Here is a 25,487-nt window from a genome sequence, read left to right as displayed (position 1 = left end):
GTTCTGGTACTGTTGACACGACATAGCACCGCGATACATCGTGGCGACATACGGAAGCAGAGAACTGAGGGTTTGTGGGCGTTCGCGGGAGCATGCTTGAGTTGGCTATTCTTGGCGAACTCCAGTACCCCCTCCATGGCTATGAGCTGCGCAAACGTCTCTCCCGCGCAATCGGACCGCTGCGGCGGCTCTCATTCGGATCTCTCTACCCGGCTCTGCATCGTTTGGAGGAACGCGGTCTGATCCGCGTCACATCCCCAACATCACCGGGTCCGCGCATGCCCGCGAAGACTCCAACGGAGTCGACAAGTTCAACCCGCAAACTGGTGTTGTACCAGATTACTCAGGTTGGAACGGAGTATCTGACGGCATCCCTGGCGGGTGCGGATGTGGATGACGAGGCGTTGCCTCTCACCATCGGGCTCATGTCAAAGGCAACACCGGCAACTCGACTCAAGCTTCTGAAGGAGCGCCGCGAGCAAGTCCTCGCGCGGCAGGAAGCAGGCCGGGAAGCCAAGCAGTCAAAAGACTTCTGGATCCGTTCAAAAGCGGAACTAGATAGCCAGCAAGCTCAAAGTGAGCTCGACTGGTTAGATCAGCTAATCCAATCTGACGGCGGACCCGCAGTTCAGGGTGGGCCAGCAGTGGAACCAAGTAAGTAAGCAAAGTAAACGGTGTAAAAGCCATCAAGTGAAGGAACTCGAATGAGTAAGATTCGCGTCGCGATTGTGGGCGTAGGGAACTGCGCGTCATCACTAGTCCAGGGCGTTACGTACTACAAAGACGCAAAGCCTGAGGACACCATTCCCGGCATCATGCACGTCCAGTTCGGCGACTATGACATCGATGATGTCGAGTTCGTTGCAGCGTTCGATGTTGATGAAACCAAGGTTGGCACCGACCTGTCAGAGGCAATTTTCTCCGGTCAGAACTGCACGGTTGAGTTCTCGGAAGTCCCCTTCCTGGATGTCACCGTGCAGCGCGCCCCGACACTGGACGGCATTGGCGAATACTACGAGGACACAATTGTTGAGTCTTCCGCAGACCCCGTCGACGTTGTTGCAGCGCTCAAAGATGCCAAGGCTGATGTACTGGTTTCCTACCTTCCCGTTGGTTCGGAAGAGGCTGACCGCTTCTACGCGCAGTGCGCGATTGATGCCGGTTGTGGCTTCGTGAACTGCCTGCCGGTCTTCATCGCTTCCGACCCGGAGTGGGCGAAGAAGTTCGAGGACGCGGGCTTGCCCATTGTTGGCGACGACATCAAGAGCCAGTTTGGCGCCACCATCTCTCACCGCGACATCGTGCGCCTCATGGAAGAACGCGGCGTAAAGATCGACCGCACCTACCAGCTCAACGTTGGCGGCAACATGGACTTTAAGAACATGCTGCAGCGTTCACGCCTTGAGTCGAAGAAGATCTCCAAGACCCAGGCCGTCACCTCAAACATGAAGTCGAAGGTGTCGGAGCGCGACGTTCACGTCGGCCCCTCGGATTACGTGCCGTGGCTGGATGACCGCAAGTTCGCCTTCGTTCGTATAGAGGGCACCACTTTCGGTGATGTTCCGATCCAGATGGAGTACAAGCTTGAGGTTTGGGATTCCCCCAACTCAGCCGGCATCGTCATTGACGCGATCCGCGCGGCAAAGATCGCCCTGGACCGCGGGATCGGTGGCCCGCTGTGGGCTCCGGCCGCGTACTTCATGAAGTCGCCTCCGGTGCAGATGGTTGACAAGGTAGCGCGTGAGAAGGTTGATGCCTTCATCAACGGCGCCGACAACGTCAAGCCGAAGACCGGTGGACCTGCAAAGACAGCTGACATCGAGGACTAGGCAGCCAACTCAAAGGCCGCTGCGGGCGCCCAACGCCACCCTCGGTCACCTGGCCAGCGGCGCCCACACGGGTGGCCGCTGGCCATTTTTGTGTCGCGCCCATTTCCGGGGTCCCTACGCGCCTACCCTGCAGAATTGCTACTTCTGAAGCCTCAATTGGCACGAAATCAGCCGCTCAGAGGCTCGACGAGTAGCTTTTCTGCAAGCCCGACCACCCCGATCCTGAAATGTATATGTGGGGGCGAAATGATCGCGTCGGGTAGGTACCCCAGACGCATATTTCGCCCCCACATATACATTTCACGAAAGCCCCGGGCTGCCCGACTGTTTGGGGGCGGTGGGCTGTTGTTTGCTTGTTGTTGAGGTCGGTACCGGCACCGCCCCGTGTCGTAAGGGAGCTACTTGAGCCTTACGGGGCCCGTTCGGCTTGCATAACGATGTGATTCAAGGGTAAAAGAGGCTAACCTCGCCCCGTAAGGCGTAACAGGCTCCGTAAGGCGTAACAGGCTCCGTGAAGCAGACCGAGCGCCGGAGGGGCTGGGACCCCTCCCCTCCACCTAGTCAGCCGGGTGGAGCTCCGCTCGCTGACGCCGCTGGATCCAAGTGACACGGGCGTTCAAACCCCCGGGCTGAACCAGCGGATACCCTGAATCCCCCGATCCGAACTGTGCGATGTCAAACTCGGGCATGAAGTCCGGGTGAAAGGTGCGTCCGCCGATGATGATCTCTTCCAAGTTGGCCAGATCCTCAATCCGCTCCGTTGGGTCGCCACCCACAACCAGGATGTCTGCAGCGTAATCGGGCTCCAAGACCCCCGTCACTCCCGCCAAACCAACGGCGGCAGCGCCGCGCGACGTTGCCGCGAACAGCACTTCTTCGACCGGCAGCCCCGAAGCCACCATCTGCATGAGCCCGAACCGGTACGCACTCGGTGGGTACACCGCTCCGATATCGTGTCCCACCACTACCTTCACCCCGTGGTCGTAGAGCGCTTTGGCGTGGGGCGTGAAAGTTTCACCTTCAACCGCCGGGTACGAGGGCGGACTACACAAATCCACATACGTCCCCTGCCGTGCCATCTGGTCTGCAACATCCGCGTCGAAGGCTGTCACCCCGTTCTCCCCCACGAAGGATGCGTGCGCAATGTAGTCAAACCCGGCGTCAACTGCCCTGCGAATCCCCTGCGTGCCGTGAGCGTGAGCAGCCGTGTGTTTGCCGAGGCGGTGCGCCTCCTCCACAATCACCTCCAGCTCTTCCGTTGTGAACTGTGCATTCCACGGCGCAGAACCAGAGGTTCCAAACCCTCCCGTAGCCATCACCTTGATGACGTCAACACCTGCCTTGTGGTGAGAGCGCACCATATGCCGGATCTGGGTTATCGAATCAACTTCCCCACCGGTCGGCCAAGAGTGTCCCCCCGTGGCGGTGATTTGCGGTCCAGAAGCAACAATCCGCGGCCCTTCCGCAAGACCTTGGAAGATGGCCTCACGCGCCGCTACATCCGTGAAGTTGCGCGCCCCAAGGGACTGAACGGTCGTCACCCCCATAGACGCCAACTGGCGAGCAACCTTAATCGCACTGAGGGCGTGCCACGCACTGTCATGCACTTCCGGATCCGGCACCCCAGGTTCGGCATTGTACGCAAATCCTCCCAGGTGAGCGTGGGTTTCCACCATGCCCGGCATGATGGTCGCACCCGGATGATCTTCAACAGGCAGCGCCGCATACTCGTCGGGCACCTGCCCTCTAGGACCAACCCAGGCAACCTTGCCGTCGACAACAACCACGGCACCGTCATCCACGATGCCGCCCCGCCGCCCCGTGAACACTTTGCTCGCCGTCAGCACTCGGCTTACCTGGGGCGCCCTGGGCCTATCCAGGTTGTAGTCTTCGCTAGCACTTTTCACAGCCATTACTACGCCACCTCCCTGGTTCCAATCTACGCGGCGGGCGCCGCCGATGCTGCCGCAAGTTCCGGCGTCCCAAACCAAGCGTTGAAGTAGGCATAGAAGTTGACGTTTCCAACCGATGCGCACGCGTCGTAGCTCCCGTTGAAGACGCTCTCATTCGGCTGGTATGGCGTGTAGTTGTAGAGGTTCGAGGTCGCCAGGTTCTCCACAAACACCGGCGTTCCACCGCAGGCTTCCCCGGGGGCGTAGGGGACAAAGTCCTCACGCTGAGGCGCGGTCATGAACCTTTCGGGCTGCGCCTCGTAGACGCGGAACTGCCGCGCTGCATAGTAGACCTGGGTTGCGAACCCGAAGTATGCGGGGTCGCAGTTCGCGGAGTCCGGGCACGCATAACCCATCGCGATTGTGTAGCGGGTTTCGTTGAGGCGAGCTCCAGAGGCCGTGATGAGCCCCTGTTCCTTCTGCAGCGTGGTGAGCAGGACCTGCGGGTTGATCCCGCAAGCGTTGGCCGCCTTCCAGATTATTGCCGCGACACTGTCCCCCGCGGCGCCCTCGAACCCGCCGGAACAGAACTGGTCGGCCTCGAACGAGGGCGAGTCAGTCCGAAACTCCGTAATACAAGCCGTTCCGTCACGGCCTGTCCGGCACCCCTCATTCCACCTTTGCAGGAACCCTTCAATTTGGGCGAGGTCGTAGGCGGCAACATTGAAGAACTGCTCGTCAGAAATGATGTTGGCGGGGTTGAAACCCTCGAAGGAAAGTGGTGGAGTCACAGGCTCAGGAGGGAGAACCTCGACCCTGCTAGGCGCTTCACCACCGTCACCTCTCCCCGAACCAGCACCACCGGACCACGCCGTGAAGATGTTGAACAGCCCTGCGGTGAGCAGGGCCAAAACCACCAGGATCCCCATGGTCCCCAGTAGGCGCCCCACGGGGTTCCGTCGTCGGGCTGTCTTACGCGCCAAGGCCCAGACGCGCGTGGTCAAGAATGCTGTCGGTGGCGTCCTCGAGGATTTCCAGCGTCTCCACAAAGTCATCGATGCCGCCGTACCACGGGTCGGGCACGTCAACGTCGGCTAGCGGCGCCGCGTCGCTGGCGAAGTCGCTCCACAGGCGGATTTCGGCCCGCTCACCCTCGGGGACAGCCTGCGCCAACCGCTGCAGGGAACGCAGGTGCTCCCGCGTCATGGGGAGGACGAGGTCGTAGGCCGCGATATCCGTCCGCGTGATCTGGTAGGCACCGCGCCTTGGCACCTCATATCCCGCCTCGCGGAGAATCTTTTGCGCGCGGTAGTCGATGGGGTTGCCGACCTCATATGCGGTGACGGCAGCCGATTCGACCTCGACATCCATACCCGCATTCCGAGCCGCAGCTTGAAGCACAACTTCCGCCATTGGTGACCGGCAAATATTGCCGGTGCAGACGGTGAGGATCCGGTAGGTCAAGGTCGAACGACCATCTTTTCGCCTGCCTTCACCCTGGCTTTGATGCGGTTGTCGGCCGGGGGTTTCGGGCAGGTCCCGTAGGGACTCATGTGCGCTGGGAAGATCGTTGCACGGTTGAAGTCGATGACCACGGTTTCACCATCTACAACCAGTGGTGCGCGACGCCATCCGGCAGTCGTGTCACCGTTGGTTTCGTCGTAGAAGATCACCGAGGAGTCATCCGGGCCCTCCCCCGTCACGATAAGCGTCGCGGTGCGGTCCTTGGGCAGCGCGACCTCGGCATCCCCCCAGGCATGCAGGGTGTGACTGCCCCCAGGTACCGCTGCATCGACCGTGAGGTCTTTGATTTCGGGGTAGCGCAGCATCCGCCCTCGGACAACCCACTTGGGGTTGAACTTGTAGCGTGCGACGCGGTAGTCACCGGCGAGGGCGGGGGCGTGCGGGTCGCGGATCCTCACCCCCGGTTTGCCGAAGCGGTACATGGCTTCAACTTCGCGGCCGCGGGAATCCTTGAGGGAGCGGTCCGTCACCCCGGGTGCAACATCGATGGTGACGGTGCCGCGCACCTCTTCGCCATCGCGGTAGATGGGCTGGTCGTCGGGTACTTCAACCGTAATGGTCTGCCCGTCCTCGCTGGCGCTCCACAGGCCCGGGAAGTTTTCCAACTCCTGGGGCGTTGTACCCAGCCAGGTCAGTTCGACAAGTGAGAACCAGCCGTAGGGATCCTTGAAGGATGCGTCGCGCTCATCGCGCCATTCGCTCCAGCTTTCTTCAGTTCCAAACGATGCCATCTTCGCTCCTCAAGTTGTCGACCTCCCCCACTTTACCGGGTCGACTGGGCAGACGGTCCTACTACACCGCGCAGCTTAATCCGTGTTGCAGTGTCACCAGGTTGGAGCGGAAAACATCGACCAAATCCTTCGTCGGGTCCACCTGGGTTTCCAAGGTGTCTAGTGTTTCTTGGGAGATGCCGAGGGCGGAGGCGAGCTTGTCAGAACCGGGTGCCGTTGTGGCATCGGCCTCGTGGTCGTGATCTTCGCCCTCGGACTCGTGTTCGTGGTCATGCGCCGCACCCGCGGGCTCCACAAACAGGGCTGTCACGCCACGGTCCTCGATCAGTTTGGAAATCTCCACCAGCCGGGCCGGCGACGGTTCCGCATCGGGATCGACCCCGAGGATGCCAACTTGTTCGAGGTCGTAGCGCTTGGCCAAATACCCGAAGGCCTCGTGGGTGGTGAGCAGGGTTTGCCCCCCGCAAGCCGCGAGGGCGGTGGAGTATTCCCCATCGATCTCGCTCATCGTTGCGTCCAAATCTCTGGCGTTCGCCTTGAAGTATTCGGCATTCGCCGGGTCGAGGTCCGCAAGCGTTGCGGCTAGTTCATCACCGATCTTGGCTACTGCTAGCGGGTCGAGCCAAACGTGTGGGTCACCGCTGATGATGTCGCCCTCGGGAATGGCAGAGAAGCCGTCCATGCTTGCCACGCCGGTGCGTTGAATCGCGGTCTCAACTGCGGGTTGGAAGCCTTGGGAGAGGTAGAGGGCAACGGATGCGGAGGACAGTTGGTTGACCTGCGCGGGTGAGAGTTCCATGTCGTGGGCGTGTCCGCCACTGCTGGACAGGTCAACGATTTCAACCTTGTCACCGCCGACGGTTTCAGCGATGAAGGCTAGAGGGTAGCTGCTGACCGCAACGACCGGCATTGCGGATGCTCCGCTCTGCACCGATCCCTTGACAACGGAACAGTCGTCGCCGCACGCGTCAGTGGTGCCATCTGCCCCCGCCGAGCCTCCACCCGAGCATCCAGCCAGGGCTAGGGCCGATGCCGCGATCAGCGCAGCACTCGCAAGTAGTCGTCTCACAATGGTTCCTCCGGGATCGGTCGAATCTCTGAATAAGCTGCAGTGAACACTACCGCTAATGATAATCATTATCAACAAGGGGGCATGTGGGGGCGCTCACGGGCCTCACGTCGCCGCCCACCCGGCAGCCCTACCCCCGCAAGGGCAGGGCGCAACAAATGACGCTTCCGCCTGCTGGGATAGGGCGCGCTCCACAAGCCTGTGAAACCTGGGGCTCATGGATGGCAGCCCAGACACCGGCACGAACCGCGCCTCAACATTCTCCCCATCTGCGGGGAAGGGATCCCCGTGACAAGGGTCCATCGCAGGTTGTCTGCCCTGCAAAACACCATTGACCCTTCTCATATCCACAGATCATCTCGCCGGCGTGTTTCCACGGATTGGCTTCGACGCGCTGGCGTAGCGCCGGTCAAACGGGCAGCCTTATCTCCAGTGACATCTGACCCGTAACCGTCAATAATGGAGGGATGCTAACGGTGCCCGTCGACACGATTCTGGAGTGGATCCCACTCTTCGCGCTTTTTGTCGCGATCTGGGGAGTCAACGCTGCAACCGCTCGCGGCTTAAAGACAGAAATCCGGGCAATCCGGGAAGACCTGAGAACCCTGGAGACCTCTACCCGGACAGACATACAATCCATCCGCGCCGACATGAAGCCCATGGAAACCGGTATCCGCACCGACATGCAGAACATGGAAGCCGGTATACGCGCCAACATGAAGGTGGGTGACGCAGCCATCCGCGCCGACATCACGAGAATGGACACCCGCCTCACCGCAGAAATCCGCGAGCTCCGTGAGTACACCACGGGTGCGGCTAACGCTGCGGCACGCCGGTCAGAAGCCCTCAGCGAGCGACTCGACGCCACCAACTTCAGAATTGACAATCTTGTAGATGAGGTGCGCCGCTCCTCAATGGCTGCCAGCTGACTGATGGCCGACACAATGTTTGACGGTTTTGACCACACGAAGTACCGCGCGGAAGTTGAGGAACGCTGGGGCAGATCCGCATACGCAGACAGTGACCGCTGGTGGCGGGCGTTGGACGAGGGCGAACGGGGCGCGTGGCAGCGTCACGTCACCGAGCTCTCAAAGGACTGGTCCGAGGCCGCCGAACGCGGCATTGACCCGGCCAGCATGGAAGCCCAGGACCTAGCCGCCCGCCATGTCGACTGGTTGCGCAGCGTGCCCGGGACTCCGGCCTCGAAGCTTGGCGGCGACCTAGCCGCCTACGTCCTCGGCCTCGCCGACATGTACGTGGCTGACCCCAGGTTTGCCGCCAACTACGCAACCAGCAAGGGCGGAAGCGTAGGTTCCGAGTTCGTCCGCGACGCACTGCGCATCTACGTCGAGGCTGGCCTTTAGGGATTCAAAGGGACGAACCAGTTCGCTGGTCACCTACTCCGGAATGTCTGTATAGAACTGCTCAACGTCGTAGTTTGCAATTAGCCTGGCCAGCCCCACTGGCGTCTGCCCTGAGTCGTTGACCTGAAGGGGGTCAGCTCCGTACGACCGCAGCAACTTGATCATGTCGCCCCGGCCATTTGAGTTGAAAGTGGCAGTGAAGAGCGGAGAGTTCCCGAAGGTGTTCCTTGCGTCAACTGGCGCTCCCGCTTTCAATAGTGCCTTTGCGGCTTCAACCGCGCCTTCCTGCGCCGCAAAATGAAGAGGTGTGAAACCCTGGGCATCCTGCACATCAGCGGGTTCACCAGCCGCAATAAGGCGTCGAACCTCATCTGCCCTGTTGGTGAGCGCGGCGTCGTGTAATGGAGAACGCTTCAGACTGGTCATGGGGTCCCCTCCTTTACCAAGCATTCCGTGCCCTCGTACTTGTGGCTGCGATTACTTGATCGGGTTTCTACCTGGTACAGGTTCGGGTTGTTCGCATAGTCAATCAGCTCTTGCCTGGTCCATCCGTATGTTATCGCCGCTTCCACGATGCACCGCCACTCATATCCGGGTTTATGCCCTATGTCGAACTTCGAGCCCGCAGGGATCACTTGACCGGTGTTCGGGTCAATGAAGTTCCCGTTCTTGTCCTTGGGGGCATTTTTGGAGATGGCCTCCTTAGTGGCTGTACGGAGCTTCACCCGGCCGTCGGCAACACCTTCCTTAACTATCGTGGTGGGCCTTTCAATGTGAGTGCTGAAAGTACGATTCGATCTCCCGATCGGCCCAGTAGCCGTCGCTAGTGATTTAGATGTGTTGGCCGCGGCAGCACCTTTTTGAGCATCCGCGCCCTTCGAAGCGGCCGCAGCCCCCTTTGCAACACCGACTCCCTTGGCACCGGCAGCGACTTTAGCCAGTGCAATCCCCGGCACCACCGCCGCAACCGACAGGCCTGCCGCTAGGTAATCGCCCTCGATCGAATGCCACGTTGCGTTCAATACGCCAGCGGAGACGCCGATAACCGTGAAGGGCATGGGGATGAAAGAAGCCATGGTGAGCAAGTCCAGGACCAGGTGACCCCACTGCTGCGCCCACTTCCAGACTACGTCGGCAGCAATGATCACACAGTTCCAGTAGTCGCCAGGGTTCCACGAGCACTGACTGTCCTTTTCCACCAGTTCCTGAGCTAGGGCTTCCAGCACCGCAGCATCATGCATCGGACTTATTGGGTCGTCCGGACTCACAACGAAACCGCCTTCGGGGATGTCACTGGCCCAAGTCGCTGACTCAATTGCCGCAGACAACGCGGTCAGGGTCGCGGTTTCACCAACTGGTTGCCCCGACTCAGATTCGGGGAACTGGTACTCGAACGCTAGGAAGTGGGTAAACCTCCCAATGCTGTAGCCAGTCCCTTCAATCTCGACATTGCCTGGCAGGAAGTCGATGAAAGCCCACTCGCTTGCCTCGGGGTTCGCTGTGAGGGCGGCAGACAGTGCCAGGATTCCGTCAGTCAGTGCGACACCGCTAGGACTCGGCGCGACGTCGCCCTCCACGGCGGACTCAGGCCATTCGCTGCCACCTTCACTCTGAACGAAGTGGTAGTAGGCCGATGTCACGGACTGTAGGAAATCCGTCGACCAGTACCCGCGCGACAAGAGGAGGAAAAGGTTTGCCTGGCTCGCGTCCATCCCGTCCACCGCCAAGTCCGAGGGCGAAGTGGTCGTCACAATGAACTCTGTCGCCCATGCTGGGGGAAGCGCGCGGTCCTCTGTTCCGTGGGTAGCAAGGGCGACCGTGCCGGCCAAATCTACGAGGGATTGCTCGTATGTGTAGTCGACCTCATCCCCATAAACGCTCTCAACCCACTCCGTTTCGGATAGGTCAGAGACGGCGTCACTGAGCTCGCTGGGCGTCACGTCGGATGCAAAGAAGTATGCGAAGTCCGTATTGTCACGGTTCTTCGACAGGAGCTCTTCCAAGCGGTAGGTGTCTCCTCTTGCCAACGCGCGAGCCGCCACTGAAGCGTCGAGCCGCGCCTGCCAGAGAGGACTGCGCACGACCAGCATGTCGGTCAGAGTAATGAGCAGAAGCATCACGAGCGCCACAATGAGCAGCCCGTGGCTCAACCGCGTGCGTGTTCGGCTTGCAGTAGTACTCATTTCATGACCAGACTAGCGGAGATGCAGCCTGCCAGAGCGTGGAAGCCGTGTAGATTTGAAACGGCGTATTTCTACGGGAGGCGAAGGTAGTCCATGTCCGATCACCCAACGTTAGTTTTCCTTCACGGTGTGGGGGATGGGAACCCGCAAGGCAACTGGAAACGGATACTCAATGAGTCGCTGACACGGCTCGGCTACCCCACTCTTGACCAGGTAGAAGTCATCGCCCCAATCTACGCTCACGCACTCAAGGGCACCGATGACGAGGGGCCGGTTCCCCCTCTGACCATCCCCGACCTTCCCCGCGACAAGGCTGCCCAACACCGCTGGGCTGTTGAGACAAGGACGTCCGCCCTCGAGCGTCTTCTGAATACAGGCAACGACCAAGGACATGGCGTTCCAGGCGGCGACCAGATAGTGGAAGCCGCCTTGTTTGCCCCGGTGTTCAGGCAGGCCCGCAACTACCTTAGGGACTCCAATATCCGCGCTCGAGTCCTGCAGCGGATCCTCAAGGCCATTCCTGATCGGGGTGAAATCCTGATTGTCGGTCACAGTCTCGGTTCCGTGATTGCTGCCGACCTGGTGCGCCGACTTCCTCACGAAGTTGCCGTCACAGGCCTCGTCACGATTGGCAGCCCTCTAGCTAACGGCGAGTTCGAGGTGGACAATCTTCGTCGCTACCTTGAGGTTCCGCCCGCAAACCTAAATTGGTGGGTGAACATTTGGGATTCTCGGGACCCAGTGTCGGCATCCCGAGGTGTTTCTTCGCTCTTCCCATGGATGCTTGACCGGCGAGTGAGTACAGACCGCTTGAAGTTGCCGCACCACCTCCCGCGGTTCCTAGAGACTGACGAGGTCGCCTTGCCGATTGGTCATGCCCTCTTCGGTTCACTTTCCAAGGAGTTGATCGTCGCATCACGCGAACTCGAGATCGCCCCGACATACGTGGAAACGCTGACCCTGCTCGCGCTTCGCTACGGTCATTTGGTCGCATCGAACCTGGACCCGAAGTTGCAGACACGCTATCGCTTGGCACTCGCTGAGACGCAGACGACTGTCCTTGGCCAACTAACCGAGCAGGCAAGGTTGGAAGGTCGCCCTCAGGCGTCCGCTATCGCCGAACTTGTGAACCACCCGAAGGACGAGGACGGATGGGCAAGCTCCCCGTCCCACATCCGGCATCTATCCAAGATGAACGCCGCTAACCCGCTGGTGTCGGTGGCATTAGCGAATGTTATTGCGCCCTTCCAGATCTCTGTTCCGAAGAGTGTCCAGCGTGACGCTTTCGAAGAGCTGACGATAGAGATGGGTTTGGGACGACAGCTTGGCCTGGACTTGGTTGACTCACGCTTGGAAGCGGAGAAGGCATTGGAGGACGGCGCGCGCATCGTGTTCAAGTGGGCCGCACTTGGAGTCGGTGTGCTGGCGATCCTGACCACCGGCGGAATGGCTATAGCCGCTGCTCCGGCTGGGCTTGCTGGAGCCGCAGCCATCACCGCGGGCCTTGCAGCGTTTGGTCCGGGCGGAATGGTTGGCGGACTGCTCACAGCTGGAGCCCTGGTCGGTGTGAGCAGCGGCGGAATCGCATCATCGCTGGCCAGTACCAGGGCAAGCGTTCACGACGTGGAGACCCTGCTGGTATCTAGGCTAACCGCAGCCATTTTGCGCCAGAAACAGAAGTTGGAGCAGGACCCCGACACCTGGCTGATCCTGGTTGACTCCGAGCGTGAGATCCGCCGTTCGCTCCAGCGTCTCTCCACCTTCTCAGACCGTAATGCGGCCGTCGTGAAAGATGCCAAGAAGAAGCTGGCCTACGTCGAGAAAGCCGTGGAATACCTTGCCAAACACGGTTTGGGACCCGCGCCGCTGCAGATCGAGGACGCAGACGCGGAGGAGGGCTAACGCGGCTTCCTTTCCAACCGCATCGACGTGAAATGTATACGTAGGGACCAAATGGACGTCTGGGGTACGTTCCCCAGAGTCACTTCTTGCCCCCACATATACATTTCACGGGTTCCGGCTGACGCGACCCGGCATTGCGGCTGGACTGCTCGCCCTCGCCCCTGGTTGGGCGCTTCCTGCCGGAGCAGCTAGCGTCCTCTTCCTTCTCATCGCGGGCCCGATGCACGTCGGGAAGAAGGGAAGAACCCAAAGGAAACCCTCGCAACCTGGATTGACCTACGCGTCTATGCGATCGCAAGATGACGTCTCTAGTCTTGCCAGTTTCACGCATACGCGACAGTTGGCGATGCTGCCCGTGAAGCAGTCGATTGCCAGGACTGCGAGGATCCTGGAACATATAGAAGCCATGATCGTCTAGGACTATTGGCCAGAACTGCGCCCATGCCGTCTTGGAGGACTACCAAGCAGACTCTTCTGCAAGTTGATTATTGTCTGGTCACAGAATGGGCTGTGGATGGTGATCCCCTCACTCACTTCAGAGGAAGCATGAGCTGCTGAACAGGCGGCTTACCCCACTGTTGTCTAACCTAGGATGATTCCTCTGGGCGTGAGTTCCGTTGCGAGTATAAGGAAGATCCTTGTCTACCGTGGTTCCCTTAACTCTTTCTGAGGCAACCTATCTCCGCAGCTCTCGGGCGTCACTTGGTACCAGTATGTGACGGCGGAGATGTCATCTCGGCGCTCAAAGAGGTGTCCGCCGCGGTCTCCGATCTGTTGCAGAGTTACACGAACTCTCTCGCGAAAACGAACAGGATCAAGCAGATGCCAGCGGTACATGCCGTGGCTGATCGGCATGTCACCCACATATGGAGTACCTGCGGGACGGGAGTCCCGAACCTGTTGGTGGTAGCCGGAATACAGGGAGTCAAACACCTGCGCGGAAGGTGGGGTTTCTCCACCCATCTTGTCTTGGAAGGCCCATGCCCCTCCCACGTAGTCCTCCAGTCCTGTCCCAGCTATTGTCGGGTATTGTCGATCGTCATCTATGTAGAATTTGACTTCACCTTCGCCGTACCAAAACCGACCAAGCTGGGCGACGAAAATCTGGGTTCCGACATAGGAGCCTGCGCCCCCAGTGATCGATGCTAGTGTGCAGTCCACTCCTAGCTCGTTGTCTCCGTTCGACCGTGACCAGCTTGCGTGGAAGTACATATCCTCAGGGGTGAGCTCGTCCCCCAGTGTGTAGTCGATCTGATAGAAGAATCCGGGAACTACTGAGTCATGGTCGCTATGGATTTCTACACGAGCACGACTCCTAAAGGGCATCGGAAAGTAGCAGTTCATTCCTGCGGTCGGTGCGACAACCATTACTGCGGAGCTGTAAGTAGCGGTCTCCCCGAAGCCGCATCCAAAGAAGTCGCCTAGAGGCACTTCTACGGCGGGTGTGTTTGCTTCATCCCAGTACATGCGCAATACGAGGTTGCGAAGTACGAAGGGCTCGCCTCCTGCCTCCCGAGCCACAGTGAACCAGAAATGACGAAGCACGCCTGTGCCTTCGATGTCTGCAAGGATTACGGACTCACCTGGCTGCAGGTCGATGCAAGGGCTACCTTTCCGTCCGGGCCCAAGGCGCGAAGAGGCCTTCCCTCCTTCACCAGGCTCTCCGCTCGGATTCTCCGCGGTAATTGCACGCGACACGACACGCGAAGACTTTGCGTAGGACGGTACTGAAGAATACATAAGATATGTCTCCACTCTCTGGTTGGTTCTTTTCGACTTGAGTTCTTGCATCCACTACTTCGATGATCCAGCAGTGATCCCACGCGTGAGCGTCCTCTGGAAGATAAGGAAGAAGATGAGGGTTGGTAGCAGCGATAGTAGTGAAGCTGCCGCCAGTTGGGTGACATCCAGAGTGTTTTGGCCCTTAATGTTAGCCAGGGCAATCGGAAGCGTTTGCGACCCCGGGCCGGTCAGCATGACCATAGGAATCAGGAACTCGTTCCACGTCCAGACAAAGAAGAAAACAACAAGAACGGATAGAGTCGGCCGCATTATCGGAAAGACAACACTCCACAAAGTTCTCCACTTTCCGGCACCGTCGACCATTGCTGCTTCCAGAACTTCACGTGGAAACGAAGACATCGCGGAGGAGAGAAGGTACGTTCCGAATGCGGCTTGGAGAACGGTGAAAATGATGACAACCGACCACACCGAGTTGTGAAGCCCTGTCGCCTGCGCTCCATAAAACAATGGGTAAAGCAGTGCTTCTTGAGGAAGCATCGTGGCAATCAACAATATGAAGACAACCGTCATTCGTCCGCGAACTCGCCCAATCCCAATCGCATACGACGTGACCAAGGACAGAAGCGTGCCCAGGATTGCCACCAGCGTCGATATCAAAACAGAGTTCCAGAGAAGTCGCCAAAAGGGAACGGTGCCGAGGTATCGACCAAACGCGCTCAGTGTCCACTGCTCTGGAAGTGCCAGAGGTCCGTTAATTGAGTAGTCAGTACCTGTCTTGAAGGCATTGATTACTACCAAATAGAGCGGTGCAATCATCAGTACGGCGATCAGAAGCGCAACAACCAGGACGGTCCATTTGGTTACTACATTGCCGAATTGAAATTCCGATCGCCGAGGGGCGACGGTACGAACCTGACCATTCATTGCTATGCTCCTTCATCCACTGCTCGGGTCTGCCAGAAGACGAGCCCACCTGCTACAACGCAGATTGTGAGGGCGAGGACCGTGGCAGACGCAGAGCCGTAGCCAACTCGTGATAGTTCAAAGAAATTTCTGTAAGAGAAGAATGAAGGCACGTACGTAGAAAACTCTGGCCCACCTCGTGTCAGAACCATCACGGGCGCGAATAGCTTCATTGCTCCGATAGTGGCCGTCAGGACAACGACGAAAATATCCGCTCGAATGTGTGGCACCGTGATGTGGCGGAAACGTTTCCACCAACTTGCACCGTCGAGCTCAGCGGCCTCATAAAGGGATGGATCGATACGCTGCAGTGCTGACATGAAGATAACAACCGGATAGCCGATTTGAATCCAAATCATCATGAGCATGATGGAGTACAGTGCAATGCTGCTGTCTCCAAGCCAATCCGGGACAGAAGCGACACCCAGGCTCCGCAGAATGGTATTGAGTGCACCATCCCGTGTTGCCAGAATCCAACTCCAGAGCACGCCAGCAACGGCCACCGGAAGAATCTGTGGGACATAGTAGGTGGCCCTCAGGAAGGAAGCGACACCGCTCCCGAACTTTCGACCCAGGAAGTCGAAGAGAGTGGCGGCCAACACTAGACCGATAATCGTCGGTATGACTGCAATGGCCACAATCATGTAGCCGACATTGACAAACGAACTCCAGAAGAGAGAGTCCCGCATCAGCTCTGCGTAGTTCGCGAGCCCCACCCACTCCATTTCGGAGCGTCCTCCCTTCCAAGAATGGAAGGAAAAGAATGTGTTCATGACTAGTGGCGCGGCAACGATAGTGATGAAACCGACTGCCAACGGCACAATAAACCACCAGTAGCCTTTTTGGCCAGTACGTGTGTTTTTCATGGTTGTCCTCATATCAGAGAATGACGGTGGTGACACCACTTGTGCCACCACCGTCAGCGAATCACCGAGTTCCGGCCTCATAGAATTCCTGCATGTTCTTCAGGAACTCTTCTGCGGTTATGGACCCGGAGGTCAAGGACTGCAAGCCGTTCATCTGCACGTCAAGCAAGCCAGGAACCGGGTAATCTGGATAAAATGAGAGTTTGTCTCCATCTCTTAGCTCGATGAATATCTCATTCATCTCCTTCATACGTTCGTCTGTGATTGCGGCAGGATCCCCTAGGACGGGCAGTCCGCCCAACTGACCAATTTCATTCTGAACCGTGGGACTCATGGTCTTCTGAATCCATGCACGACCGCACTCCTTGTTTTTTGCGTCGGTGGGAATGGCCCACAGGTGGCCGGAGGTACCAGCGTTCAGGTTTTGCTCCGGGAAGAGCATCAATCCCCAATCAAACTGTGCTTCCTCGTTGACACGGTTGAACGACCAAGTACCATTCGCCATGAATGGCATCTCACCCGCGATGAATGCACGTTCCATGTCGTCACCTTTCAGACCGTTCAACTGGGTCCCCAGGTATCCCTTGTCATTCCAGTCTGCCAAGATGTCGGTTCCCTCGAGAAATGCGCCCGTCTCAACATCCACGGGCCCCTGAACCAGGATGAAATTGTCAATCTCTTCACGGTCAGCTACACCCGAGATCAGCTGCCACCATGTCTGGAGCACAGCGTGTTCGCCCGCATTGGATGAAATCGGTGTGACACCGTCAGCAACTAGACCATCAAAGACATCCTCCAACTCGGCCATGGTTGTTGGCATCTCCGTGACACCGTGCTCTGCAAGAAGATCCTTGTTGTAGTAGAAAGTGAAGTAAGAAGCAGTAGAGGGAACGCCATACCATTCGCCAGATCCTGCGCGACCTTCAGCGTCATAGATGGCGAGAGATGCTACAGCACCCTTTACGTCATCATCCCAGCCTTCCTCTTCGACAAATTCCGTTAGCGGGTCGAGTAAGCCCTGAGCAGCTAACTGCCCCGCATCCGCGTTACCTGTGTTCACTAGGACCACATCAGGCACGTCTCCACCTGACAACAGAATCTTTGCGTTCGACCTAAATGCTTCAAAGTTCGTCGTTGCCCATTCCACGTCTAGATCAGGATTCTCGGACTTGAACTCATCCAAGCCCTTCTGCCAGCCGCGGTACTGCGCCGTCGTAGTGGTCTCATATTGCAGTATGGAGCACTTCCCGCTCAGTCCTGCACCATCCACTGCTCCTCCCGATGCTGGAGTCTCGTCACCACCGCTACCACTGGACCCTCCGCACGCGCTGAGCATGAGCGCGACTGTGACTCCTCCTGCTAGTAGTCCCGAAAACCTAACCGACTTCATTGTGGTTCCTCTCGTCTTATACGACGACCTAACCGGCGTCAGAGGTAACGTTACCTCAGCGCAGCCTCTCCTACAATCTCCTCTCACTTGTTCCCATTAATTGCGATGTAGCGCTCTCGTTGTCTTTCTTCCTAGAGGGCCGCGAACACTCAGACAGGACTCGCTCGCTTGTACACTCGCAGAGCGGTGCTTTCCTGTGCGACTTCATGGTAGGGAGACCGTCTGTGGAGATTAGGATGGCTCCGCCTTGTCCGTAGCAGGAGGCGTGGCGTTCTTCCGGGAAATAACCTCTGACCTCGCGATTCACTCAATCATTCATACCTTGTAGTGTCATCAGAGCTGGAGCTGTAGAGCCTGTCCTTGAGCGACTTTAACTTTCTGACGTCCGGAACCCACTGCGCCCACTGCTCGTGTTTTGCTGACCCACCTGGTCTCTGACACGCCGCATTCTCTGTAGCATTGCATTATGGTAACGGTTAAGGACGTGGCTAGGCTGGCCGGTGTGAGCCCCATGACGGTCTCTCGCGTAGTGAACGGTAATGCTCAAGTAAATGCGGAGATGCGGGATCGAGTCCTTCTCTCCATCGCCGAGCTCGGGTACGTCCGGAACGCATCTGCCTCACGGCTGAGGGCACCGTCGGCCCCGGGATACACACTGGGACTCATCCTCCGCGATGTTTCGAACCCATTTTCCGCGGAGATGCAGAGGGCGGTCGAGGACTTTCTGCGTCAGTCTGGTTCGCTTGTCCTAATGGCCAGCAACGACGACGATACCAGCCTGACTAGGCAACTTACGGAAGTAATGCAGCGATTTCGGGTCGACGGCCTGATTGTCGCTCCCCCTCCAGGGGACCAAGGTTACCTCTCAGCGTTGGTGGAGCGAGGTTTCCCTGTAGTTCTGGTCGACCGGCCTTCCGCGGGCGTGGACGTCCCCTTCGTCATCTCCGACAACTTCGAGGCGATAAAGGGTGCCGTGCTGCATCTTTCCAGCTTTGGACACAAACATATCGCGTTCCTGGGAGACGAACGGTCAGCTCCCATGGAGGCCCGGCGTGACGGGTTTCGAGCTGGCCTCGTGGAGTGCAAAATATCCCCCGACGAAGCTTTCGAACGCCTCGATGCCTCAACTATGGAAGAAGCAACCGCCATCACATCACACTTGCTCACGGTAGCCTCACCACCAACGGCATTCATTGGTGGTCGGAACGCTGTGTCGATCGGAATTCTTCGTGCGCTCCGAGCCGCTGGGAAGCAGCATCGGGTGGCTCTCGTAAGCTTCGATGACATTGAGTTGGCTGCGGAACTAGATCCTGGACTAACCGCCATCGCGCAGGATCCCACAACGATTGGGCAGCGCGCGGCAAGGCTTGTATTGGAGATGATCCAGACCAACGGCCCTCGCTCCCCCGGTGAGTCGATCGTCGTGCCGACCCACCTCATTGCCAGAGGCTCCGGAGAAATACCTGCGCCGCAGACTCCGCAAGGTGTTGACTGACGATTAGCATGCGCTTCTCCACAGCATCCGTAGAGAACTCTCTTTCACAGACCGGATGTCGGAGTCGAATTTTCACTGTGAAGTGATCGCGGTGGCGCGACATTCACTGAGTACGTCTCACGACCCTGTGAAGTCCAGCATCTGCGTGCAACGCAACTTCGGCAGACCAGGCATAGTTGACGCCGAGTGCGATCGAAGACCACAGGCTCCCCTGATAGCAACGGACGATTGGAAACCGTGCAGCTTTACGTTCCGCAGCAATCGCCCCCTCAGACCTCCCCTCTGGTCCCGACCCAGATCCCCAATTTTGTCCGACTTCTGGGACAACCACTTGCCGCCTCCCGCGCGGCTTACGTGCCTAGCATTGAAGCGGGCTGCACTCGATGGCCCCACCAAAAACGTAACCGCTCAAAGAGGAGATTAGGTATCGTGATGGCTTCTACTAAACGCCGCATTGGTCGCGGAGCGGGTATCGCACTGGTGCCCGCTCTGAGCCTTTCAACATTGTCCGCCTGTTCGTCCGGCCGTTCCGTAGAGGCCTACTGTGATGTGCTCTCCACACACAAGGACCGTTACCTGTCAGCAATGAATGAAGTTAATACAACTGACGACTTTCTTGCCAGCCTCACAGGTGCTGTCGGTGCTTTTGGGGAGATCAGCCAAATGTGGGACGAGGCCGCCAAGGTTGCCCCTTCTGACATCCAGTCAGATGTGGAAGCAGTACGTGACTTCTGGGACGGACAACTGGAAACCGCCAAAGAAATGATCAACGACCCACTTGGGGGACTGGCCTCAGCCTTCATGGAAGCAGCCAGTAACTCAGGCGCCGTAGAACGAGTTGATGCCTACACTGCCACAAATTGTCCCAGCGTGGGTGCCATGTTCTTCACTGGCACCGGTGGGTGAGCTCAAGGAGCAGATCTGCGTTGCGGGCACCAGTAATGCAAAGAGCAGAACCCTGGTGTTTTGCCCTATTTCTGGTATCACAGACTGCCGCTGGTAGCACCTCACGCTACCTAGCATTGAAGTGCGTCACATTCGAACATAGTTGCCCAGTACCACTCGGTGAAGAGCAGGAGTCATGGCAAAAGAGCACAAATATCATAATTCTGCGGTGGTCATCCAAACCAGCCTCAGTCCAGAACAAGCACTCAACATCGCCAAAGAGGTCGTGGACTCTCAAAGAGAGGTCACTTATCTGACCTCTACTCTGACGGCTTCAGCGTCGTAGTGAAGGCACCGTTCGGGAACGTCATATTACATTTCTTGGTGACAGCGAAGCCTAACGATTGGGGGACCGAGCTGTCTACCTACATTGTTGAGTACAACACCAGCGTGGATACATTTCTTTTCATCCCCATAGGCCCCAAGACCATGGATGGTTACGGCAGCTACCGGCGCTACATGAACGGACTGGTGCAGGTTGTGAGCGCGGCCGATCCCACCTCCTTGGCCAAAATCACTGAACGAACGGCGGCATAACCATGAACAAAAGCAAAGACCCAGTGGCAAGAAACTTCGACATCGCCGCGTTGGTGGTGTTCCTCATTGGGGGTTTCTACTGGTATTCGACTCCCGACGACGTCATAATCGGTCCCCTTCTAGTAATCGCCGTCGCTCTGGCCCTAGCGGGTGCAGCTTGGTATCGAAAGAAGCAGGGCGACCAAAAAGACACTGACGAACTGGCTGAGAAGTACCGGCAGCAAAACAGCGAAGAACACCAGTAAAGAGGTCGGCATCGGCCGGATCCCTCGGCGTGGAGGAAGCCCCTACCCGGCACCGGTTCCAGGAATCAGTACCACCTGCGCATCAGAAAGTGTCCTCGGGTTGCCTTCGAGGACGGATGGTGCGCTCCACGCCCTCGGACATGGCGTGTACACACACCGCAACGCGCCGACAACCCGGTTCACTGAGCCGACTGTCGCCGTTGCTCTTGCCGGAAAAGGGGCGTTTCTGCACCGAGAATCTGTGCTTGATGTCCTTGGGCTTGGACAGTTCAATCCGCCGAAAGTGCGTGTGGGCACACAGCGTCGTGTGCGGCGCGAGCCGACAGGGACGGTCTGATATTTGGGTAGGCAGCAACCCACATTCCTTCGGCGCAGCTCGCGCGAATGCGGGACAATCGATACCGTGGGATCGCTAGCCTTCAAAGTTGAGAGCGCACGGCCCCAAGTAGATCGAAAGGGAAATGGCGTGGCCGACCGTTTAACGCTTCAAACAGCACTGGATGACTACAAACGGGACTTCGTCGACAAGACTTGGCCTGAAGAGAAGTACAAATGGCAGGCGGTCAAACACTTTCAGGACAATTGGGAGCTAGACGCTGAAGACTTCCCGGCGATGCTCAAGAGATCACTGGAGAAGACCGGCAATTTGCTTGCCTCTGCGGGCAGTTTCCCCCGATTCATGATTGAACGATTCTCACGATCTGATCCTGAACGCGTGCGGGCTATGTTTGCCGCCCTGTTCGATGAGTCAGCAGATCTGCATGAACGTATGGAAGCGTTCAAGAATGCTTCGGATTCGTTCTTGGAGTCTGACGGATCCCGCATGCACTTCCAAGATGAGAACACCATCAGCACATACCTCTGGTTGAGGTATCCGGACAAGTACTACATATATAAGTGGGGCGAGTGCCGCGCCGTTTCGAACAAGCTAGCGCTTGGCTACCGCTTCAAGAAGGGCGACTACGCCAACAACGTGCGCGACCACTTCACAATGTATGGAGCCATCTGCACCGCTGCCCAAGCAGACCCGGAACTGCGGAATCTGCTGGATTCTCAACTGGCCGGCGACTGCTACCCGGACCCAGCCCTGAAGACGTTAACGATAGACATTGCCTTCTACATCAGCCGTAGCTCTGGCGAGACCACTGACACCAACACTGAGGCTGACACAGAAGTAGAGGAGCCGAACTACTGGTGGCTAGTTGCCTCACCACATCAGAAGTTCAGATTCGCGAACCTTGACGTTGGGGAACTCGAAGGATGGTCGTTGGTCAACGATAACGGACGAAAACGCAACATCTACCAGAACTTCTTGGATGCGGACGAGGGCGACCTGGTGGTCGGATACGAGTCACACCCCGTCAAGCAGGTTGTGGCTCTTGGTCGCATAGGCGCCAAGCACGACGGGGAGCACCTGTGGTTCGAAAAGACAGAGGGTCTTGTCACTCCCATCGACTACTCGATTATCAGTGGCACTCCCGAGCTTGCTGACATGCAGGCCCTGGCTACAAACATGCGCGGAAGTCTCTTCAAACTCACCAAAGCTGAGTATGAAACCATCCTCGACCTCGTTCGCGAATCTAATCCCCTAGTCTCACCAAAACAGAATGACCCTTACACCAAAGAAGAGTTCTTGTCTGAGGTCTACATGTCCGAATCCGACTATGACCGCCTTGTGAACGTACTGCGCCGCAAGAAGAATCTGATACTCCAAGGGGCGCCGGGGGTAGGGAAGACTTTCGCAGCACAACGCCTAGCATGGTCCATCATGGGTCAACGGGACGCCGACCGTGTCGCGTTCATTCAGTTCCACCAAAACTACTCCTACGAAGATTTCATGATGGGGTACAAACCCACTGATCAAGGGTTTGAACTTAGGCGCGGGATCTTCTACGAGTTCTGCAAGAAGGCTGAGAACAACCCGAGCCTGGACTTCTTCTTCATCATTGACGAAATCAACCGAGGTAACTTGTCGAAGATCTTTGGTGAGTTACTCATGCTTATTGAGAGCGACTATCGCGGCGGGTTCTAGCGGTGAGTGCAACACCCTGAGAATAGGAGGGTGAGTACGATGATTGGTTTTTCGGAGAGGTTGCTGCCGGAGGTAACGAACAGGATTTGGGCGTTACGTAAACAAGGACGTTCCGCTAAGGAGATTGGCCAGGTTGTGGGCTGGTCTGAGAGAGCAGTGCGGGGGTTCATTAGTGATCATGGGGGGATTGACCCTCGGAAGAAGACTCGTGCGAGGTCTTTGTCTTTTGAGGAACGTATTGAGATCCAGGCGTTGTGGAAGGCAAAGATGGGGATCCGAGCGATTGCCAGACAGTTGGATCGTTCCGCGTCAACGATTAGCCGGGAAATCAAACGGAATGGACACTTCCAGTGTGAACGATCAGCGACGCTGTCCTATAGTGCTACGCGCGCTCAGGTGGTTGCTTATGAGAGAGCCCGAAGACCAAAGCCCAGTAAACTTGCTACACAGCCTGAGTTACGCGCCTATGTTCAAGACCAGCTCACTTTGAGGCGATCTCCGGAACAAATTTGTGGGAGGTTGCGGCGGGATTTCCCAGACCGGCCGGAGATGCGAGTGTCACACGAAACGATTTACCAGTCGATTTATCTCTTGGCTCGAGGCGGTCTCAAACGTGACCTTGAAGTGCGGCTACGCACAGGTCGGAAGATTCGCCGTGCGAAACGTCGTAGTACTGAACGTGTGGGTCGTATCGCGAATATGGTCAATATTGTGGATCGTCCCGCCGAGGCTGATGATCGAGCCGTTCCTGGCCATTGGGAAGGGGACTTGATCATTGGTAAGGATGGGAAGAGTGCGATCGGGACCGTGGTTGAACGGCATTCAGGCTACCTGATCCTGGTATGGATGGATCCCACCAAGAATCGTGTCGAGGCACTCACTGACGGGCTGATCGCGAAAATGAAAGACCTCCCCGACGTGCTGCGTAAAACCCTGACCTGGGACCAGGGTAAAGAGATGAGTGCGCATCAACAGATCGCGATGGCTGCTGATCTCGACGTGTTCTTTTGTGACCCACACTCACCATGGCAAAGGCCCACCAATGAAAACACCAACGGGCTTCTCAGAGAATACTTCCCCAAGGGCACTGACCTGAGTATCCACAGTCAGGCTGACCTAGACTATGTAGAGTGGGAAATGAATGACCGACCACGGAAGCGGCTCGATTTCCTAAAGCCCGCCGAAGTGATTGAAGAAATCCTGTTGCACTGACCCCTAGAACCCGCCCGCGGAAAGTCGGCAACGCTGGCATACAGCGGAGAAGCATTCTCGGTCCCCGCAAACGTTCACATCATCGGCATGATGAACACGGCCGACAGGTCCTTGGCCATGATCGACTATGCACTGAGGCGCAGGTTCAGTTTCGTCCCCATGACGCCCGGCTTTGATACAGAAGGGTTTCGGAGGTACCAGACAGGCCTAGATCACCAAATGCTCGACCAGCTAGTCGTAAGCGTGCAGACGTTAAACGCGGAGATCAGCAAGGACCCCTCACTTGGCAGTGGCTTCTGCATCGGTCACAGCTACTTCTGTGGTCAAGACACGGCAACACCGGAGTGGATGAGGGCGGTTGTTGACTACGACCTTATGCCGATGCTGGAAGAGTACTGGTTCGACGACGACGTCAAGGTAGAGCGTTGGCGGGGCCTCCTCTGCGGGGTTGTCGAGGCGTGACGACCAAAGACAGGGTGTTCATCAAGAACGTCTACTACATGCTCGCTTACGCTTTCCAGAACCTGAACCCGGAGCAGTACGAGCAAGTGGAAACGGAAGAGTTTGACCACCTCCATGACTTGTTTGCTGCGATCCTGACCAAAGGGATTGCGCGCCAACTGAAGCAAGGACTGTATCGCGAATACATTCCTCATTTTGATGATCTGGCTGTGCTCCGCGGCAAGATCGACCTACCGCGAACCATGCAGCTCCATGCAGGTGAGAGGCGGGAACTTGGATGTCAGTATGACGAAATGTCAGAGAACAACCTCCTCAACCAAGTCCTCAAGACCGTCTCACTAATGCTGGTCCGCCACGGTGAGGTCAAGCCTCGCAACAAGGCCGCGCTGAAGAAGCTTCTTCTCTTCTTTACCGAAGTGGACGCTATTGACCCGGCAGCCGTCCGATGGTCGGCGATTCGCTTTTCTCGCGCGACCCGCAGCTATCGGATGCTGATCAGCGTCTGTCAACTGGTAACCGAGGGGATGCTCCAAACTACCCAAAACGGCGACCACAAGCTCATGTCCTATATCGATGACCAGGCGATGAGTCGCCTCTACGAGAAGTTCATCCTCGAATACTACAAACGACACTGGTCCCTCCTTCACCCCAAGGCAGCACAGATTAGCTGGGCGTTGGATGAGGGCGAGCGAACCATGCTACCCGTGATGCAGAGTGACATCACGCTGTCAGATAGTTCGAGGACGCTCATCATCGACGCGAAATACTATTCGAAAAACACGCAACGAAACTACGACCATCACACGGTGCATTCAGCGAATCTCTACCAAATCTTCACCTACGTGAAGAACAGAGAGGTGTCCGACCCTCATCGGCAGATCGCCGGAATGCTGCTCTACGCGCAGACTGACCACGCCGTCCAACCGGACGCCAACTGGCGCATTCACGGCAACCAGATCTTAGTTCAGACCCTAGACCTCGGACAGGACTTCCCAGCCATCTCAAACCAGTTCGACAAGATCGTCTGCAGCCACTTCAACTTGAACGAGGGCGAGCGACTGGCGTAGGTGCGGGGGCGACTCCTATTACATATTCAAGACTGA

24 protein-coding genes are annotated in these 25,487 nt (G+C 57.5%); 13 read left to right on the top strand and 11 right to left on the bottom strand.

Features of this window, described 5'->3' with window-relative positions; all coding sequences use genetic code 11:
- The first annotated feature begins 92 nt into the window (after positions 1-92).
- Together H2O65_RS00490 and H2O65_RS00485 are read left to right on the top strand one after the other, a co-directional pair.
- Complete coding sequence (locus H2O65_RS00490) at positions 93-662, top strand: PadR family transcriptional regulator (RefSeq protein WP_182141686.1); 570 nt, start codon at positions 93-95, stop codon at positions 660-662.
- A gap of 42 nt (positions 663-704) precedes the next feature.
- Positions 705-1,829 carry an inositol-3-phosphate synthase gene (locus H2O65_RS00485; RefSeq protein WP_182141685.1) on the top strand — a complete coding sequence of 375 codons (1,125 nt, stop codon included), beginning with the start codon at positions 705-707 and terminating at the stop codon, positions 1,827-1,829.
- Between the two features lie 557 nt (positions 1,830-2,386).
- On the opposite strand, the gene H2O65_RS00480 is transcribed toward H2O65_RS00485, so the two are convergent.
- The 5 genes from H2O65_RS00480 to H2O65_RS00460 all read right to left on the bottom strand — a co-directional run bounded on the left by H2O65_RS00480 (position 2,387) and on the right by H2O65_RS00460 (position 7,045).
- Positions 2,387-3,736 (bottom strand): amidohydrolase family protein, encoded by a 1,350-nt coding sequence (locus H2O65_RS00480; protein ID WP_182141684.1) that lies wholly within the window; start codon positions 3,734-3,736, stop codon positions 2,387-2,389.
- Between the two features lie 32 nt (positions 3,737-3,768).
- Complete coding sequence (locus H2O65_RS00475; protein WP_182141683.1) at positions 3,769-4,671, bottom strand: hemagglutinin; 903 nt, start codon at positions 4,669-4,671, stop codon at positions 3,769-3,771.
- Between the two features lie 22 nt (positions 4,672-4,693).
- Positions 4,694-5,185 (bottom strand): low molecular weight protein-tyrosine-phosphatase, encoded by a 492-nt coding sequence (locus H2O65_RS00470; RefSeq protein ID WP_259349535.1) that lies wholly within the window; start codon positions 5,183-5,185, stop codon positions 4,694-4,696.
- Positions 5,182-5,976: a DUF1684 domain-containing protein gene (locus H2O65_RS00465; RefSeq protein ID WP_182141681.1), complete on the bottom strand. Its 795-nt coding sequence runs from the start codon at positions 5,974-5,976 to the stop codon at positions 5,182-5,184. The genes H2O65_RS00470 and H2O65_RS00465 overlap by 4 nt, the downstream gene beginning before the upstream one ends.
- A 61-nt stretch (positions 5,977-6,037) precedes the next feature.
- A complete protein-coding gene (locus H2O65_RS00460) occupies positions 6,038-7,045 on the bottom strand; it encodes a metal ABC transporter substrate-binding protein (RefSeq protein WP_182141680.1) in 1,008 nt (335 codons plus the stop codon).
- A gap of 467 nt (positions 7,046-7,512) precedes the next feature.
- On the opposite strand from H2O65_RS00460, the gene H2O65_RS00455 reads away from it, so the two are divergent.
- On the top strand, positions 7,513-7,974 hold the full coding sequence (locus H2O65_RS00455) for a hypothetical protein (protein ID WP_182141679.1): 462 nt from the start codon (positions 7,513-7,515) through the stop codon (positions 7,972-7,974).
- Positions 7,975-7,977: 3 nt separating this feature from the next.
- Positions 7,978-8,409 carry a TipAS antibiotic-recognition domain-containing protein gene (locus H2O65_RS00450; protein ID WP_182141678.1) on the top strand — a complete coding sequence of 144 codons (432 nt, stop codon included), beginning with the start codon at positions 7,978-7,980 and terminating at the stop codon, positions 8,407-8,409.
- 33 nt (positions 8,410-8,442) lie between these two features.
- On the opposite strand, the gene H2O65_RS00445 is transcribed toward H2O65_RS00450, so the two are convergent.
- Positions 8,443-8,835: an ankyrin repeat domain-containing protein gene (locus H2O65_RS00445; RefSeq protein WP_182141677.1), complete on the bottom strand. Its 393-nt coding sequence runs from the start codon at positions 8,833-8,835 to the stop codon at positions 8,443-8,445.
- Entirely contained in the window at positions 8,832-10,592 is a 1,761-nt protein-coding gene (locus H2O65_RS00440) for a GH-E family nuclease (RefSeq protein WP_182141676.1), read from the bottom strand. The genes H2O65_RS00445 and H2O65_RS00440 overlap by 4 nt, the downstream gene beginning before the upstream one ends.
- Positions 10,593-10,685: 93 nt before the next feature.
- Here H2O65_RS00440 and H2O65_RS00435 point away from each other — a divergent pair, with 93 nt between their 5' ends.
- Positions 10,686-12,494 carry a hypothetical protein gene (locus H2O65_RS00435; protein WP_182141675.1) on the top strand — a complete coding sequence of 603 codons (1,809 nt, stop codon included), beginning with the start codon at positions 10,686-10,688 and terminating at the stop codon, positions 12,492-12,494.
- A 642-nt stretch (positions 12,495-13,136) separates the two neighbouring features.
- Here the strand turns inward: H2O65_RS00435 and H2O65_RS00430 are convergent.
- From H2O65_RS00430 to H2O65_RS00415, 4 genes are all read right to left on the bottom strand, one after another.
- The gene (locus tag H2O65_RS00430; RefSeq protein WP_182141674.1) at positions 13,137-14,234 is read right to left on the bottom strand and encodes a glycoside hydrolase family 172 protein; all 1,098 of its coding nucleotides are present in this window, start codon (positions 14,232-14,234) and stop codon (positions 13,137-13,139) included.
- Between the two features lie 54 nt (positions 14,235-14,288).
- Entirely contained in the window at positions 14,289-15,161 is an 873-nt protein-coding gene (locus H2O65_RS00425) for a carbohydrate ABC transporter permease (protein WP_182141673.1), read from the bottom strand.
- 2 nt (positions 15,162-15,163) lie between these two features.
- The gene (locus tag H2O65_RS00420) at positions 15,164-16,066 is read right to left on the bottom strand and encodes a carbohydrate ABC transporter permease (protein ID WP_259349534.1); all 903 of its coding nucleotides are present in this window, start codon (positions 16,064-16,066) and stop codon (positions 15,164-15,166) included.
- 61 nt (positions 16,067-16,127) lie between these two features.
- The gene (locus tag H2O65_RS00415; RefSeq protein ID WP_182141672.1) at positions 16,128-17,456 is read right to left on the bottom strand and encodes an ABC transporter substrate-binding protein; all 1,329 of its coding nucleotides are present in this window, start codon (positions 17,454-17,456) and stop codon (positions 16,128-16,130) included.
- Between the two features lie 466 nt (positions 17,457-17,922).
- On the opposite strand from H2O65_RS00415, the gene H2O65_RS00410 reads away from it, so the two are divergent.
- The 8 genes from H2O65_RS00410 to mcrC all read left to right on the top strand — a co-directional run bounded on the left by H2O65_RS00410 (position 17,923) and on the right by mcrC (position 25,451).
- A complete protein-coding gene (locus H2O65_RS00410; RefSeq protein WP_182141671.1) occupies positions 17,923-18,951 on the top strand; it encodes a LacI family DNA-binding transcriptional regulator in 1,029 nt (342 codons plus the stop codon).
- A gap of 432 nt (positions 18,952-19,383) precedes the next feature.
- Positions 19,384-19,857 carry a hypothetical protein gene (locus tag H2O65_RS00405; RefSeq protein WP_182141670.1) on the top strand — a complete coding sequence of 158 codons (474 nt, stop codon included), beginning with the start codon at positions 19,384-19,386 and terminating at the stop codon, positions 19,855-19,857.
- A gap of 363 nt (positions 19,858-20,220) precedes the next feature.
- On the top strand, positions 20,221-20,433 hold the full coding sequence (locus tag H2O65_RS00400) for a hypothetical protein (protein ID WP_182141669.1): 213 nt from the start codon (positions 20,221-20,223) through the stop codon (positions 20,431-20,433).
- A 23-nt stretch (positions 20,434-20,456) separates the two neighbouring features.
- Positions 20,457-20,678: a hypothetical protein gene (locus H2O65_RS00395; protein WP_182141668.1), complete on the top strand. Its 222-nt coding sequence runs from the start codon at positions 20,457-20,459 to the stop codon at positions 20,676-20,678.
- Between the two features lie 466 nt (positions 20,679-21,144).
- Positions 21,145-22,710: an McrB family protein gene (locus H2O65_RS00390; protein WP_259349533.1), complete on the top strand. Its 1,566-nt coding sequence runs from the start codon at positions 21,145-21,147 to the stop codon at positions 22,708-22,710.
- A gap of 30 nt (positions 22,711-22,740) precedes the next feature.
- Positions 22,741-23,922, top strand: coding sequence for an IS30 family transposase (locus H2O65_RS00385; protein WP_259349513.1), 1,182 nt, complete (start codon positions 22,741-22,743; stop codon positions 23,920-23,922).
- Positions 23,923-24,009: 87 nt separating this feature from the next.
- Complete coding sequence (locus tag H2O65_RS00380) at positions 24,010-24,384, top strand: hypothetical protein (protein ID WP_182141667.1); 375 nt, start codon at positions 24,010-24,012, stop codon at positions 24,382-24,384.
- Complete coding sequence (gene mcrC / locus H2O65_RS00375) at positions 24,381-25,451, top strand: 5-methylcytosine-specific restriction endonuclease system specificity protein McrC (protein ID WP_182141666.1); 1,071 nt, start codon at positions 24,381-24,383, stop codon at positions 25,449-25,451. The genes H2O65_RS00380 and mcrC overlap by 4 nt, the downstream gene beginning before the upstream one ends.
- The last annotated feature ends 36 nt before the right edge of the window (positions 25,452-25,487 follow it).

It is taken from the genome of Schaalia sp. JY-X169 (genome assembly GCF_014069575.1).
Lineage (GTDB): Bacteria > Actinomycetota > Actinomycetes > Actinomycetales > Actinomycetaceae > Scrofimicrobium.
Note: the sequence above shows the minus strand (reverse complement) of the source record. Positions and strands in the feature narration are given on the sequence as shown.